The 14,883-nt window shown below is 60.5% G+C and carries 15 protein-coding genes; all 15 read left to right on the forward strand.

From position 1 onward, the window contains the following. Window positions 1-24: 24 nt before the first annotated feature. On the forward strand, window positions 25-564 hold the full coding sequence (locus G7K71_RS14315) for a type II secretion system protein (protein ID WP_207712919.1): 540 nt from the start codon (window positions 25-27) through the stop codon (window positions 562-564). 122 nt (window positions 565-686) lie between these two features. Further along, entirely contained in the window at window positions 687-1,493 is an 807-nt protein-coding gene (locus G7K71_RS19110) for a type II secretion system protein (protein ID WP_207712920.1), read from the forward strand. A 123-nt stretch (window positions 1,494-1,616) separates the two neighbouring features. After that, entirely contained in the window at window positions 1,617-3,011 is a 1,395-nt protein-coding gene (locus G7K71_RS14325) for a copper amine oxidase N-terminal domain-containing protein (RefSeq protein ID WP_166347682.1), read from the forward strand. A 329-nt stretch (window positions 3,012-3,340) separates the two neighbouring features. Further along, on the forward strand, window positions 3,341-4,555 hold the full coding sequence (locus G7K71_RS14330) for a type II secretion system F family protein (RefSeq protein ID WP_166347685.1): 1,215 nt from the start codon (window positions 3,341-3,343) through the stop codon (window positions 4,553-4,555). 55 nt (window positions 4,556-4,610) lie between these two features. Then, entirely contained in the window at window positions 4,611-6,254 is a 1,644-nt protein-coding gene (locus tag G7K71_RS14335) for a GspE/PulE family protein (protein WP_166348470.1), read from the forward strand. Then, window positions 6,232-6,621 (forward strand): hypothetical protein, encoded by a 390-nt coding sequence (locus tag G7K71_RS14340; protein WP_166347688.1) that lies wholly within the window; start codon window positions 6,232-6,234, stop codon window positions 6,619-6,621. The genes G7K71_RS14335 and G7K71_RS14340 overlap by 23 nt, the downstream gene beginning before the upstream one ends. Continuing rightward, window positions 6,621-7,079, forward strand: a complete 459-nt coding sequence (locus G7K71_RS14345) for a hypothetical protein (RefSeq protein WP_166347691.1) — start codon at window positions 6,621-6,623, stop codon at window positions 7,077-7,079. Before G7K71_RS14340 ends, G7K71_RS14345 begins: the two co-directional genes overlap by 1 nt. After that, complete coding sequence (locus tag G7K71_RS14350; protein ID WP_166347694.1) at window positions 7,055-8,251, forward strand: hypothetical protein; 1,197 nt, start codon at window positions 7,055-7,057, stop codon at window positions 8,249-8,251. Before G7K71_RS14345 ends, G7K71_RS14350 begins: the two co-directional genes overlap by 25 nt. Before the next feature lie 16 nt (window positions 8,252-8,267). Then, window positions 8,268-9,728 (forward strand): hypothetical protein, encoded by a 1,461-nt coding sequence (locus tag G7K71_RS14355; protein WP_166347697.1) that lies wholly within the window; start codon window positions 8,268-8,270, stop codon window positions 9,726-9,728. Continuing rightward, window positions 9,712-10,449 (forward strand): type 4a pilus biogenesis protein PilO, encoded by a 738-nt coding sequence (locus tag G7K71_RS14360; RefSeq protein WP_166347700.1) that lies wholly within the window; start codon window positions 9,712-9,714, stop codon window positions 10,447-10,449. The genes G7K71_RS14355 and G7K71_RS14360 overlap by 17 nt, the downstream gene beginning before the upstream one ends. 48 nt (window positions 10,450-10,497) lie before the next feature. Continuing rightward, window positions 10,498-10,782 (forward strand): hypothetical protein, encoded by a 285-nt coding sequence (locus G7K71_RS14365; protein WP_166347703.1) that lies wholly within the window; start codon window positions 10,498-10,500, stop codon window positions 10,780-10,782. Further along, the gene (locus tag G7K71_RS14370) at window positions 10,779-11,072 is read left to right on the forward strand and encodes a late competence development ComFB family protein (protein ID WP_166347706.1); all 294 of its coding nucleotides are present in this window, start codon (window positions 10,779-10,781) and stop codon (window positions 11,070-11,072) included. The genes G7K71_RS14365 and G7K71_RS14370 overlap by 4 nt, the downstream gene beginning before the upstream one ends. After that, window positions 11,069-12,874 carry an HD domain-containing phosphohydrolase gene (locus tag G7K71_RS14375; protein WP_166347709.1) on the forward strand — a complete coding sequence of 602 codons (1,806 nt, stop codon included), beginning with the start codon at window positions 11,069-11,071 and terminating at the stop codon, window positions 12,872-12,874. The genes G7K71_RS14370 and G7K71_RS14375 overlap by 4 nt, the downstream gene beginning before the upstream one ends. Further along, window positions 12,859-13,812: a hypothetical protein gene (locus G7K71_RS14380; protein ID WP_166347712.1), complete on the forward strand. Its 954-nt coding sequence runs from the start codon at window positions 12,859-12,861 to the stop codon at window positions 13,810-13,812. Before G7K71_RS14375 ends, G7K71_RS14380 begins: the two co-directional genes overlap by 16 nt. A 66-nt stretch (window positions 13,813-13,878) precedes the next feature. Further along, window positions 13,879-14,847: a transglycosylase SLT domain-containing protein gene (locus G7K71_RS19545; RefSeq protein WP_243174921.1), complete on the forward strand. Its 969-nt coding sequence runs from the start codon at window positions 13,879-13,881 to the stop codon at window positions 14,845-14,847. The last annotated feature ends 36 nt before the right edge of the window (window positions 14,848-14,883 follow it).

Consider the following 14,883-nt stretch of genomic DNA (forward strand, 5'->3'; position numbering starts at 1 on the left):
AAGGACAAATCTCGCAAAGGAGGTATGTTTTTCACCATGCTCAAGCTAGCGAAAAGAATCCGCAAAGTTTCTCGCAACCAGGGAGGATTTACTTTAATTGAACTTCTGGTGGTCGTGGCGATCATCGCCATCCTGGCGGCAGTATTACTGCCCAAACTCTTAGGTTACACCAACAATGCCCGCGTGAGCCGGGCGATGGGCGACCTGGCGTCTATGCGGAGCGTAATCGAAGCGTGGGCGGCGAATGAAGGTCAGGGTTCTTACCCGGATGGAGACGGTGCACCGGATGAAAGCAAGAGGATTAGCGTGGTGCTTAACGACAAGGGTATCCGGTGGGGTGCTGACAATGGTGGGATAGCGGATCCGTGGGGTCAGCCGTATGTTTACTATGTTAAAACAGACAACAATAATAACATCATCGGTTACGCTATTGTATCTCACGGACCTGATAAGACCTTGGGCGGTGGCGATGACGTTTATGTAAACGAGCACACCTCGCCCGAGAAAGGCGATACTAATTGGCTTAACGAACAAGGATACCAAGAATTTTCGCAATCGAAGTAGTCGGGTTGGTTAACTAATATGTCAGGTTAATGGAGCGAAAAGCCGGGCATTTCAGGAAAAGTGTCCGGCTATTTCTCTTTTGAGAACCCAATTTTTTGGATGGGAGGAGGGAATAGAGAAAATTGATTGAGAACAGGCAGGTGAGGGCCACCACCGACGGGGAGGTGCTGGTGGTCCACCTGCTCCCGGCGAAAAAGGCCGAGGCGGTGACGAAAGACAAGTGCAGAAGAAACCCGTCGACGAGAAGCCGCGCCGGTAGCTCCGGCGTCAAACGGCGCTGGGCACCCTTTTCAGGGGCGCCCGGCTTTTTTGTTTTTCAGGGGTTTTTCCCTGCGCCCAGTCTTTCCGGCAGGAAGGGGGGAAGAGATGCTAAGTCCGGAGACGCGGGGAAGATACCGAGAATCTTCGAGAGGAGTGGTTTTTCACCTATGTTCAGCCTGGCAGAAAAGATCCGTAAAGTTTCACGCAATCAGGGTGGTTTCACTCTGATTGAACTTCTGGTGGTCGTGGCGATCATCGCCATCCTAGCCGCCGTCCTGTTGCCCAAGCTGCTGGGGTACACGAATAACGCGCGCGTGAGTCGGGCGATGGGCGACCTGGCTTCCATGCGGAGCGTAATCGAAGCGTGGGCGGCAGACGTAAGTGGAGGTCAGGGTTCTTACCCGGACGAAAGCAACATCGCAACTGTGCTTAACGACAAGGGTATCCGATGGGGCGGAATAACAGATCCGTGGGGTCAGCCGTATGTTTACTATATCAAGAAGGAAGGCAACAATATTACAGGTTACGCTATTGTGTCTTACGGAGCCGATAAAGCTCTTGGCGGCAATGACGACGTTTATGTATGCGATCATACCTCGCCCGAAAAAGGTACTACCGATTGGCTTGCCGAACAGGGATATGAGGAAGCCTCGCGCTCGAATGGGTAATCTGGGGAACATATTACAAGCTATAGAGACGGCGGAAAAGCCGGGCATCGTTAGGAAAGAGTGCCCGGCTTTTCTTTTGTCGCTCGAAAAGTCGAAACTTTGAGCAATTTGGAGGTGCTGGTATTGAAAGGTGATGTATTGTCAGGAAACAGGGCAATTACGGTGGTTTTGGCCGTCCTCCTGTCTGTTCTGTTGATGTCTTTCTCTCTTGTCCCTGCTTCAGCGGAGCCGAAATACAAAGCCCGCTTCGTGATCGGCAGAGCGTCATACGAGGCAGACGGCTGTATGCGGGCGATGGACGCCGTTCCGTTCATCGAAAATGGACGAACTTTCGTGCCGATACGGTACCTGGCTTACGCCCTGGGCGTGCCGGAGAGTAATGTCCTCTGGGATGGGAAAATGAAGGCCGTGACTCTGATCTTGCAGGGTGTCACCGTGGAGATGGTTATTGGGAGTAAGACCCTACTTGTCAACAGAGACCCCGTGCAGATGGACACAGCTCCGGTGATCAGGGACGGTAGTACCTACCTGCCTGCCAAGTTCGTGGCGGAAGCGTTCGGGTTCAGGGTGGAGTGGGACGCGGCGGTAGGGGCAGTGCTGGTTTTTGCTCCTGAGGAAGAGAATCAGGGACTGAATGCCTGTGACAGGCATTGGGCTGTTTATTATGGCTACCCGTCTTATGTGAATGGTTGCGGGGGAGATGTTGACCGGGCCGCGAAGGTCTTTGAGAATTTCAGGGTTGTTGTGATGGCTGTCTGGGAAAGAACGCATCCTGATTACCGGAAAACGGTTCAAATCATTGAAAGGCTCCGCGGGAAGACAGACTTTTACGGTTATGTCCCTCTGGGACGTGCTGGCTTTACGGGAGAGACAAAAGAACTAAGTTTGGAAGAAATAAAGGCAAGAGTGGACTCGTATTTCGAAATGGGGTGCAGAGGCGTATTTTGCGACGAAGCGGGGAACGATTACGGTGTTGGTGACGAGTTGAGGAATGCGGTGGGGCGTTACATTCATTCCAAGGGAATGAGGGTGATCTGGAACGCCTGGGAACCAGTGGATCTGGCAAATATGGCATGCTGGCAGGACGGCGACGGCTGGTGTGCCGAGAGTTTTCTCGTCAAAAATGGGGTTTTTACTGATGGTAAAGATGAATACAGGAAATACAAAGATATTAGAGACATTGAAACCAAGAAAAAAGTAGATATACGGGTGTATGTCCTTTCGACGGAAACGGCGGGACACAAAGAATTTTCCTCGGCAGAATCTTTGAAAAAACAAATGTACGCATGGTGGGGAGTATTGCTTTATGGTTACGATTACTTTCAATATACAGATATGTGGCATAGTGCATCAAACAACTATTTATACTGCTTCCGTCAACCAACGGATTACATAGGGAGACGTTATCTGGCAGAACCATCGCATAGTGGTACAGAATACAAAAGAAATACAGATGAGGGGATATTACATCTCGATGGGCGTTCGTATAGAGGGTGGTTTGAGAAAACAGGGCAGTAAACAAGCGAGGAGGCATCTTGTGTCGAATGATCGTGAAAGTCTACGTTTCGGGAAATTCCCGAGCGCTTGTTGTTCAAGCCGGGAACCCGGTCGAGGAGGTAGCCGTTGGTGGCAATGCCATCTGCACAATGAGTACCTTGGTACAGGGTTATATTTAGTCAACTAATGTATAACCTTGTATAGGGAAAATTAACCTCTTCGCCGGTCCAGAGCGGGGCACCTGACGTAACGCTGACTGCTACGACGACTTCGGCTTATTAACGGTTGCAGAAAAGCGGCGGTCTCTTTCTGGGGCTGCCGCTTTTTCTTTTTCAAGTGAGGTGGTTTTCATGCTCTACCGCGTGACGGCTTACGTTTCCGGAACTTCCAGGACGCTCGTGGTCGAGTCCGGGAACGCAGTGGAAGCGGCAAAACAGGTCAGAAAGAGGCTCGGCGAAGACAGGACGCTCATAACCCGCGTGGCCCCGGCGGGAAGGGAGTTTTCCCTGGAGGCGTTTAAGTTCTGGGACCGCGTGGGGCCGCGCGACCTGGAGCTGTTCTGCCGGCGGTTTCATGCCCTGATCTCGGCGGGCGTGACCACTCTCGAAGCCCTGGAGACCGTAGCTTCCCAGACGGAGAAGAACTCCCTGAAGAAAGCCCTCTTCCGAGTGGCGGACAACGTCAGGGAGGGTTTCCCCCTGGTGGCGGCGTTTCGGGGTTTCCCGCGCGTTTTTCCGGCGGTGTTCTCCCACACTGTAGCGGCAGCCGAAGAGTCCGGCGCGCTGGAAGAGGCACTGTTCTCTTTAGCCGCCCACTTCGAGAGGGAAGCGCGGTTCAAGGAGAAACTCCGCCAGGCCATGGCCTACCCAACGGTGGTCGCGTGCTTCGCTCTCCTCGTGGCGGTTGGGCTCTTCACCTTCGTCGTTCCGAAATTCGCGGCGCTTTTACAGAGCGCCGACGTGCCGCTGCCTGCCCTGACCAGGGTCATGATGAACGTCTCGGCGCACACGGGGCTGATAGCCCTGTTCCTGGTCGGTGCGTCCCTGGTCGGCGTCCCGCTGTTCCGGGTTTTGTGGCAGAAGGAGGGCGTCCGTTCCCGGCTGGAAGCAGTTTTCGTTAGGTTGCCGGTTTTGGGGAAGATCGTCTCCCGGGCCGCGGCGGCGCGCGTCTGCAGGTCGCTCTCCCTGATGACAAAGGTCGGCGTGCCGCTGGTGCGGGCGATAGAGGTCGCTCGGGGCGTGGCATCTTTCTCGTCGTTCCGGAAGGAGCTGGAGGACGCCGCTGAAGCGGTGCGCGAGGGGAAACCTCTGGCCGACGCGCTCTCCCGGTCGAGGTGGTTCCCCGCGACGGGCGTGAAGATGGCCGCCGTGGGGGAGAATTCCGGCAGGCTTTCCGAGATGCTCGACCAGTCGGCGTCGCTGTTCGAGACGGAGGTGGATTTACTGGTGCAAAAACTCCCCCCGCTCGTCGAGGCGGGGATGGTGGTCTTCGTCGGGGGTCTGGTGCTGCTAGTCATGCTGTCGCTTTTCCTGCCTATATTCTCGATGTATCAAACAGTGAAGTAGCGGGGCGGCGGGATCCGCCCCGCGCCGCTTTTGGGAGGGGGTGCTTGTTGTGGAAATGGTCTTGAACCAGCCCGCCCGCCTCGGCGAACTTCTCGTCAACCGGGGACTCGCGAAACCGTCCGATGTAGAGAAGGCCCTGGAAGTCCAGAAAGCAACGGGGAAGCGCCTCGGGGAGGCGCTGGTTTCCCTCAACGTCCTGACCCCGGACGACCTGGCTGAAGCACTTTCCGAGCAGCTCGGCCTGTCCCGCGCCCCGGAAGGGTTCTGGGAGAGACCTCCTTCCCGGGATATACCCGAGAGTCTCGTCCTGCGGCACCGGGTCTTCCCCCTCCGCGTTGAAAACGGGAAGCTCTACGTAGCCGTAGCGGACCCGCTGGACGTGCGGGCGGCGGACGAATTCCGGTACGCCACGGGGCTGGAGGTCGTACCGGAAGTGGCGACGCAGGAGGAAATAGACCGCGCTGTACGGCGGTGGTACGGGACGACCGATGTCGGGGAATTTCCGGGAGAAGAGGTGCCGGAGGAAGGGGACGATGCCGCGGAAGGCCCGGCGGCGAAACTAGCGGAGGACGTCATCGCGGGGGCTTTGGCCGAGGGGGCCAGCGATGTGCACATAGAGCCGGAGAAAAGCCGGACGGTAGTCAGGTACAGGGTAGACGGTACCCTGCGGGACGTGATGGAAGTGCCGAGGAAGATGCACGCGCCCCTGGTTTCCAGGATCAAGGTCATGGCGGGTATGGACATCGCCGAGAAGCGGCTCCCCCAGGACGGGAGGATCAGGCTGAAGAGGCCCCGCGAGGTGGACCTGCGGGTTTCGACCCTGCCGACCGTGGCGGGAGAAGCCGTCGTCCTGCGCATACTGGACCGCACGAGGACCGTCCCGAAGCTCGACGCTCTGGGGTACTCCGGAGAAAACCTGGAAAAACTGCGGAGGGCCGTGAAGATGCCCTACGGTCTGGTCCTTCTGACCGGCCCTACAGGTTCCGGCAAGACCACGACGCTCTACGCCGCGCTGTCGGAGGTCGTTTCCCGCGAGATCAACGTAATCACGGTGGAGGATCCACCGGAGTACGAGCTTCCCAGTGTCAGGCAGGTGGCAGTGAACCCGAAGGCGGGGCTGACGTTCGCCAGCGCTCTCCGGGCGATACTCAGACAGGACCCGGACGTGATCATGGTGGGCGAGATCCGCGACCCGGAGACGGCGAAAATCGCCGTGCAGGCGGCCATGACGGGCCATTTGGTGCTTTCGACGCTGCACACGAACGACGCGGCTTCGGCCCCGGTGCGGCTGGTCGACATGGGCGTGGAGCCGTACCTGGCGGCGTCGTGCCTTTTATGTGTCGCCGCCCAGCGGCTGGTGCGCCTGGTCTGCCCGAAGTGTGCTGAAGAATACGTTCCCTCGTCTGATTCCCCCGCCTGGGGATTTTTAAATGGTGAAAGGGTTTCTCTTCGTCGGGGGAAAGGCTGTCCCTGGTGCGGCCACACGGGCTACCGCGGGCGGACGGCTGTGACCGAAGTGATGGCCGTCACGAGGGGCATCAGGGAACTGGTCAGGAAAGGTGCTTCGGCTGACGAGGTAAAGACGCTGGCCGTCTCGGAGGGAATGGTCCTCCTGGGGGAGGAAGCGAGGAAAAAGGTTCTGGCGGGGCTGACCACACCGGAGGAGGCGATGAGGGTTGCGGCTTCTGCGGAAGATTAGCGACGAACGGGGCTTCACCCTGGCGTCGGTGGTAATTGCGGCGGCCGTTTTAGCTGTCGCAGCGTTCCTCCTGGGCGGCTTGATAGTCCGTTCTCTCCAGGACCAGCAGGCTTCGGAGGAAGGTTTCCGGGCCGTCTTTCTGGCCCAGGAGAAGGCCGAAGAACTGAAGTCCCTGCCGTTTGACCAGGTGGCTTCCGAGCCGGAGGCTGATGTGCCGGGCTGCCCGGGATTCAGGCGGTCTGTGACCGTGGAAGAGCTGAACCCTTACACTAAGCGGGTCACGGTGCGGGTTGCTTATCCTGCACGGGGCAGCAGTGACAGAATGGGGGTGCAGGAGCTGGTTTTCGAAAGGACGGTGGACTTCTAGTGTCGCGTTTTAAGAATCTCTTCAGGGACTCCCGCGGTCTCACGCTGGTGGAGACCGTGGCGGCCGCCGGCCTGATATTTCTGGTACTCATAGCCGCCCTGGAACTTTCCTGGCGCGTATGGGGTTTTGCGGCGAAGGGCAGGGAGAGTTTCAACGAGACGACTGAACTCCGGACTGCGGTCATGTGGGTGTCCCGCGACCTGCGGCGAGCGGAGGACGTGGACGATGCCGCTCTGGGCAGGCTGGTCCTGACGGTCAACGGAACAGCGGTAACTTACACCCTGGACGGGGACGAACTTACCCGCGAGGAAGGAGGTTCTCGACGCATTGTGGCTCGCGGCATTACGAAAGCAGACTTCGGCGCCGGGAGCCGTGAAGGCGGCGTCCTGGTGACGGCGGAGTTTGCGGGCAAAAAAGGGGGTGAGGTGAGGACGTGCGTTTGGGTCTATACAGGCTGACCGACGACCGGGGCTTCGTTATCCCCGTGGCGCTGGTCATAGCAATCGGACTGCTTTTCGCTGGCCTGGCGGCGGTCCTGCTCTCGGCCCAGGCGTCGAAGATGGCGGCGGGAGATAGAATGCTGGCCCAGGCCCGCTGCGCGGCGGACACGGGAATTGAAAGGGTCAAGGTCTTTCTCATGGCCGACCCGATGTGGTCCAATGGGAGCGTGGCCGAGGGGCCGGTTGATGAGTCTTCGGAGGTGGAAGAGGTCACTATCGAACATACCGCGCAGGGCGGGAAGCAGATGGCTGTGGTCACGTCCACGGGCCGCTGCGGGAAGATCAGGAAAACCGTGCGGGCGGTAATTGAAACCGGCCTGGTTCCCCTGGTAGCTGCTTACGGTGGGGGGATAAAGCAACTGAAACAGTATCCTCTCGAGTTCAGCGGTTCATCCCTTGTCAAGTCGGACGTGTTGGTTAACGGCAGTCTCGGCGTGCAGGGCAGTGCGGCAATCGGCCTGTCCGGCGAAAAGAGGACGGTCTACGCCGACGGGAGCATCTACGTCCAGAAGGTGAAGTCCATCCAGGGTGACGCCTACGCCACGGGGTATGTACACCCGCTGGCCGCGACGGGGAAAGCCGTGGCGAACTGGGAACCGCCGGTGGCGTTCCCGGACATAGGGGACCTCAATTCGCTGATCGGTTTGGCCCGAAGCATCGCACAGGCGACGGAACAGGCAACAGGTAAGCAGCACTACTTCCCGTCCAGTAAAACTTTTACATCGTCTGAACTGGCGAACCTCGAAGGGATATATTTCGTAGAGGGCGACGCCTACATACCGGGCGGAGCGACAAACGCCCGGGCGTCTATCGTAACCGCGGACGACATTTTCGTAACCGGTTCTCTCCTGGCCGAGAAGTTAGTATTCATGGCCGCCGACGATATCGTACTCAAAAACGCCAGCGGCACTTCCGTGGCCCTGGCGGCGGCGGGCGGCGACGCGGGCTGGGGGAACACGGGCGGCGGCAACGCCTACTGGTCACTGAAGTACGGTGCCCTGGTAGCGGGTACGGTCAACGGCGGGGACGTCCGGGGCGACGTGACCCTGGAACAGAACGACAAAGTGGATTTCGGTGCGCTGGCCGCGCCGGTTCACACGGCGAAGGTGGTGTCGAGGAGCGAAGTCTAACGGGGGGAGTTTTTTGATGCTGGGAAAGATGTTGCGGTTTTCGAGGAAACGCGGCGATTTCCACTGCGCCGGACTGGATCTGGAGACCGGCAGGGCCGTCCTGGTCAAGAACAGTCCCGCGGGACCGGAAGTAGTTAGGAAGGCGGAGGCTGAACCCCGGCCCAATCCTGCAGACACGGCACTGGCCTTACTGGAAAATCTGGACGCGCCAGAGGTTCCGGTTGTGGTGGGGTTGGCAGGGGAGGACGTGATGGTTAAAACCCTGCGGCTGCCAGGAGACATCGGTCAAAGCGGTATACCCGACGCCGTCAGGTGGCAGTTTACCGACGCGCCGGAGGGGTCGATCGTCCGGTTCGCCGTCCTGGGACAGTTCCCGGGCGGCCAGTACGAGGTGCTGGCGGCCGCCGCACCGGAGACTCTGGTGAAGGAGAAGGCAGTCCCGCTGAGGGACGCCGGGGCGAGGCTGCTGGCGACAGATCTCAGGGTCTGCGCCCTGTGGCGGGCGGCGAAGTTCCTGGCCGGACAGGAAGAAAGATCGCTCGCGGCGGTGGAAGTCTCTCCCTCGGGGGCCAGGGTCGCCTGCGGGCGGGACAGGCTGGAGTTCGCGCGGGAGATCACCGGGGAAAACCTGGAGTTTGAGGTCCGGCGCACCCTGGGCTATTACCAATCTCAGTACGGTGCAGGGGAGGTGGCCGTTGTCAGGTTCGGTCCCTCCGGGGAAGTCGAAGATGCCCGGTTCGCTACCGCCCTGGGTTTGGCCCTGTGGCCCTTCGCGGAACCGAAACTGGACTTCCTGCCGAAGAAAATGCGGAAAGCGCGGCGTATCCCGGAGGGTGCGTCAGTATTTCCGGGGATCAAAGCGTGGACTGTTGCCGCAGGGTTATTTTTCGCCCTGGCGGCGCCCTACGCATACGCCCTGGCCTGCGGGGTTCAGGCGCGCTCCCTGGAGCGGGAGGCTGCCGCGCTGGCTCCGAAGGTGGCCGAGGTCAGGGAAATCCGCGCCGAGAGAAAGAAGCTGGAAGATTGGACTGGCATAGTGGAGTCGTTTGACCCCGTCCCGCTGGCTCCGATCCTGAGTGATGTGCGGTACGCCGCACCTTCAAAAGTGTGGCTGACGGGGCTGGAGCTAACCCCCGAAAAGGACGAGAGTTCCGCACCCAGAAAGGTACAGAAGGATCCCGCAGTGAACACGGACGGGGAAAACCCGGAGGAAGCACTGAAACAGAACGGACAGCCAAAACCCGCCGCTGGGCAGATCCGGGAACTCGAACTGCCCCCGGAGCCGTCCCGGATGCGGCTGGAAGGCTTCTCGCTGGACGCCGCTTCAGTGGGCCTCTTCAGGGACAACCTGACTGCCCTGCCGTGGTGTGAAAGGGTGGAGTCGCTGAAGGTGGAGTACGACGAGAAAGCAGGCGCGTACCGGTTCGAGATGACGGCCCGGGTTAAAGGGGGCGAAACTGGTGCTGAAAAACGTTAAGGAGAGGCTGGCCGCCTGGTGGTCGGCCAGGCAGGACAGGGAGAAGAAGCTGATGGTCGCTCTGGCTACCGTTTTGGTGGTTGCACTGAGCGCCGCCCTGCTGTGGCACGGTGTGAAGACCGCTTCGGAGGCAAGAAAAGATCTCTCAAATGCGCGGGACAACCTGCGGGCCGCGCGGGCCGAAGCCGCTTCGCTCCCGGCCGAAAAGGAACGGTTGGAGGAGGTGCGATTCCGCTGGGAAACGGCAAAAACAAAGCTCTGGCGGGACGCGGAGACCGGGATCACGCTGAAGGACGTAGAAGACGCGGCCCGCAGTCCGGGAGCTCAACTGCTGTACTTCGAGCCCGAAAAGAGGGTGGAGGCTTTCTACAGGAACCACCTGCGGGCTCTGCCTGTAAAGGTGAAACTCTCCGGTACGTTCCCGGCAGTTCTCGCAGCGGTGGAAAAGATTGAGCGCCTGGCCAACCCCGGAGAAGTCCGGGCCGTGAAAATCGAAGCGGCGGAAAAAGAAGAAGTTCCCGGCAGTGTGGAAGCGGATATCACGCTGGTGCTTTATTCTTTGAACCCGCCTGAAACGCGGGAGAGGGTGCCGGGCGAATCCGGTAAGTACGACCCGTTTTTCCCGCTGGTGGTGCCGGAAGAGCAGGTTCCAGAACAGCCCGGCGGGACGGCACAGCCGGAGGGACCTATTCCGCAGGAGAATCTACCTGTCGTTAAATGACCGGGGCCGTGGAAACGCGGCCTTTTCTTTTTTTTCAGGGGTGGTGAATTGAAACCTGAGAAGCGCGAAATTATCCTGGCTTTGGTGTTAGGACTGCTGGCCGGGCCGTGCTACCTGTTAGCCGGACCGGACAAATTTCTGAGCTGGTATGCTGTAGTTCTGGGCGGGGGGATTTTTTCCACGGCTCACTGGCTGAAGGAGATGAAGCCATCCCGGTCGGCCTGGTTCGTTTGGCTGGCCTGGCCTGTGGTCATGCTGGCGGGTGCGGGATTAAGTTTGATGGCATGCATTTCTGCTCGGAACCTGCTTATTGAGGGAGGTAAAATGCCTTGATTCAAAATTACACAGAATTGGTGGTTAACGACCTTCTGTCCCCGGTGCTGGAAGAGTACGCCAGGAGGAACCCGGAGGTGTGCACCTGCCCGCGCTGCCGGGAAGACGTGGCGGCGCTTGCCCTCAATCAACTGCCGCCGTGCTACGTCACTTCGGAGAAAGGTGTCGTTCTGACGCGGACGGCCCTGGACCGGGCACCGCTGAAAGGCCAGGTAGTGGCGGCAATCGTAAACGCTGTCCGGCAGGTGGCCGCCAGCCCCAGGCACGGGAAAGGGGATCATCGTCTGTGATCTCATTCCTGCCGCTGAACAGCCTGAGCGTGGTGGTTGAGGCGGGAGATCCGGCAGGGGACTGTTTAGCTGTCAGACGCTTCACTATTTCGGGCGAAGGTGCGGAACTGATGTTGGCTCCTGCTAGTTTTGCCCGATTCGTAGTGGCCGCCAACCTTGGAGAAGCTACCGGGCAGCCCGGAGCGTGGGAGGATGTTCCTGGTAAACCTCTGGCCGTGAGCATACTTATCCATGCGGAGAGGAAAGTCCTGGTGCTCCGGCGGAAAAATACCCTGGCGATCCAGAGCGGTGTGTGTACCGCCAGTGTCACCGGGACGGTGGAAGTGCTGGACGCGGGCGGGGAGAACGCTCTGCTTGCCGCGGCCCTGCGGGAGCTCCGGGAGGAAGCCGGACTCTCGGAAGCAGACGGTACCCTGTCCTTCCGCGGCCTGGCGCTGGCCCCGGGGAAAGCCCAGCCCGTGGGTCTTTTCGAGTTTGCGTGCCGCCGGTCTCCGGGTGAGGTGCTGGCCTCCGTCCTGGCCTGGCCGCGCTTTGCGGAGGAACACGTGGCGGCGGAATTTCTTGAACCTGCCCGCACGCTCAACCTGCCGCTGAGTCCGGTTTCCAGGCTGGCCGTGGAACTCTTCCGCAGCGGAGTACTCCCGGACGCGGCCAGTTCTACTGGCGACCGTGAGAGGGAGGCACTGCGGAGGCTTTCCGTCCTGGACCCGCTGACGGAGTTGCTGAACCGACTCGGCTTCCGGAAGAATCTAGAAGAAGCCCTGGCGGGGACTGGCCGGGCGGCAGTGGTACTGTTCGACGTGGACGGTTTAAAGCTGGTGAACGACCGTTACGGGCACGGTGCGGGCGACGAAGTACTGCGGTTCTTCGCATCGATCCTGTCCGGAACCGCGAGAAAATGGTCCGGGGCCACGACGGCCCGCACAGGAGGGGATGAATTTGCGGTGCTTCTGCCGGGCGCGGGGTTGACGGAATCAGAGGAATTCGCCCGCTCGGTGGTTGACGACTCCCGCCTGGAAACTGCGCCCGCCGCAAAGTACCTGCCTCACGGGGCCATACGCGCGGGGTGGGGTGTGGCTGTTTTCCCGGATGATGCGGCAGACCCGGAGAGGCTTCTGGCCGCGGCGGACTCCAGGCTGAAGGAATCGAAGGCCAGACGGGGGAGTTTTTCTCTGGCCCTCGCTGCGGCACTGTCGCGGTACGGCGACAGCCTCTCGCTTGACGAAGCCGAAGCCGTGTTCGGCTCCGTACTTGCGCTGGCGGACAGGGTGGAGCCGGGCCTGCGGGCGCACTGCCTGCGCGTGGGCCGTCTGGTACGGGCGGTGGCGGAAGAGATGAGCCTGCCGGAAAAGCAGATCAGGCTCGCCCACCTGGCGGGGAAGTTCCACGACATCGGCAAGCTCGGCGTCGGCCCGGCGGTACTCCAGAAGGGAGGTCCGCTGACGGCGGAGGAACGGCTTCTTGCCGAGAAGCACCCGGTGGCGGGAGCGGAGATGCTCGGTTCTGTCTGGGCCATGGTTCCGGTGGCGGAGGCCGTGCGGCACCACCACGAGAGGTGGGATGGGAGGGGTTACCCGGACGGGCTGAAAGAAGAGGAAATACCGCTCCTGGCCAGGGTCGTGGCTCTGGCTGACGCATGGGATACCATGGCGGCGGGCAGGCACTACCAAGCGGCCCTGCCGTGGGGGAAGGCCTTGAGGCATATCATGACCGCCGCGGGGTCCCAGTTCGACCCCCGGGTGGTAGAAGTGCTGGTAAAGTTGGTTAAGAGGAAGGAGAAGAAAAATTGCGCACAATCTTAGCGATCCCGGTCTGGCCGGAGCGGGGGTTGGACCGGTTCTTTGCCGTCCTGGAAAGGGCACGGGAAGTGTGGCCGTCCATTGGCGGCGAAGTCAGGGTTCCGCCGGGCGGGTGGGAGGCCGCTGCTGAAGCTGTACGGGAGCTGCGGTCGCACGGGTTTACCGCTGCGGTGCACCTGCCGCCGCTGGAAGAGTTCCGGCTGGAAGAGTCCGCCGCATGGCTGGCCGAAACCAGGCCGGACTGGGCGGTGGTTCACGGGGGCACTGCGGCAGAAGGAGAAGTCGGCGACTGCGAGGACTTCCTGCGGTTCCTGGAAGACCGCGCTGTGAGGCTGAAGATTTTGGCGGCTTCCGGAGTGCCGGTTTTCGTGGAAAACGCGCCGCCTCGGGAGCCGGTACGAGATTCCGGCAACCCGGGTACCGCCCTCGACGTCCGGCCGCTGATCCGGGCGGGTATGTTCGCCCGCGATCTGCTCTTCCTGGCAAGGATGGCCGGGTGTGGGGTGATGGCCGACACGGAGCATTTTTTAGACGCCATTTTTGCGGTGCGGGAGCGGGCGAGGCAGAACGGAAATCTCCGCCTGGAAGCGAGAGAACGCAGTTTTGCGGACCGCTTAGGCTTCGTCGTGCGGGAGGGAGAACCGCTCTGGGCGGGAGACTGGCTGCGCGGCCTCACCCTGGAATGTGAGCTTTTCCTGCTCCAGCCCAAACGCTTTCACGTCACGGGAAGCCGGGCAGCCGTGTCGGCGGGCAAAATCACGTCTCACGCCGAACTGAAGGACGACCCTTTCGGGCACTACCTGATGCGCCTGGTGCTTTCCTACTGGCCGCTGTCGGTCACGGTGGAATCGTGCCACAGGGACGGAGTCTTCGACTGGGGCGTGGTGGAATGCTCGGTCCTGGCGGTAGCCCGGATGCTGGCGGTAGCGGAAAAACAATAGCCACTGATTATTCGAATTAGGAGAGTCGGACGGTCGATTCTCCTGTTTTTTTGTGGGAGGTGGTTGATGTGGGAGGTGGTTGATTGGTTTAAAAAATTGGTGCCGGTTGTAGTTGCCGCAGCCCTAGCCGGAAGCTGGTGGTTTTTGGGGAACGGTGCACAGACAGGGGGGAACGTCCCTGGGGAACAGCGAGTATCTACTGTCGAGGTTTCGAGGGGAGCAGTAGAGAGGCCGCCGTCTATGACCACGGCAGCCCGGCCTTCCCGCGTCCTGGCTCACTACGGGTTCGGGGAGGACGGCTACAGGCCCTTCGCGGTGCTGGATTTCGGTACGGCGGTCGGAGCGGCGCTTCCGGGCACGGTGGTTGCTGCCGGAGAGGGTACCGTGAAGCTGGAGTGCTCCGGCAGGACGGTACTGACTTACGCGGGTCTGGAGCGGATTTCTGTCAGGCCGGGAGAAACCATCGGTGCGGGCGGTCCCCTGGGCCTCGCGAAAGGTCCCGTGACCCTGCGGGCCGAGCGCGGCGGCAGGGCACTCGATCCGGTGGCCCTGCTGTGGCCGGAGATGTCGCGGTTTACGGCTGAAGCTGGAGTGGTAGAAAAAGAAAGGGAAGCGATCATAAGGCGGGCAGTAAGAGAGGAAACCCGCCCGGTTCGAAATCCCGCTGAGCTGGAACCGCTGTTTCGAGAAGCGGCCGGGGAAGCCGGGCTCGATCCGGAACTTCTGAAAGCCGTGGCCGCTGTAGAGTCAAATTTCGACCCGGGTGCGGTCTCTTCGAAGGGGGCACTGGGCCTCATGCAGCTGATGCCGGAAACGGCGGAATCGCTGGGCGTGTCTGACCCTTTCGATCCTGCCCAGAACGTCAGGGCGGGCGCCAGGTACCTGCGCGGCCTGCTCGACCGGTTCGGAAATCTTGAGCTTGCCCTGGCGGCGTACAACGCCGGGCCGGGGACTGTCGAAAGGAATGGGGGTATTCCCCCGGAGACGCGGGAGTACGTCAGGAAGGTATTGAACGTGCTGGAAAGCGGGAATTAATTTCTCTATTCCGCACGATGATCTGTACGTTGGGGG

This window comes from Desulfofundulus sp. TPOSR (assembly GCF_011393055.1).
Classification (GTDB): Bacteria; Bacillota; Desulfotomaculia; order Desulfotomaculales; family Desulfovirgulaceae; genus Desulfofundulus; species Desulfofundulus kuznetsovii.

What these genes read in the sequence shown, in the direction of transcription:
- G7K71_RS14315 (WP_207712919.1), top strand. Translation starts at nt 25, where the DNA reads ATGTTTTTCACCATGCTCAAGCTAGCGAAAAGAATCCGCAAAGTTTCT.
- G7K71_RS14330 (WP_166347685.1), top strand. Translation starts at nt 3,341, where the DNA reads ATGCTCTACCGCGTGACGGCTTACGTTTCCGGAACTTCCAGGACGCTC.
- G7K71_RS14335 (WP_166348470.1), top strand. Translation starts at nt 4,611, where the DNA reads ATGGTCTTGAACCAGCCCGCCCGCCTCGGCGAACTTCTCGTCAACCGG.
- G7K71_RS14355 (WP_166347697.1), top strand. Translation starts at nt 8,268, where the DNA reads ATGCTGGGAAAGATGTTGCGGTTTTCGAGGAAACGCGGCGATTTCCAC.
- G7K71_RS19545 (WP_243174921.1), top strand. Translation starts at nt 13,879, where the DNA reads ATGTGGGAGGTGGTTGATTGGTTTAAAAAATTGGTGCCGGTTGTAGTT.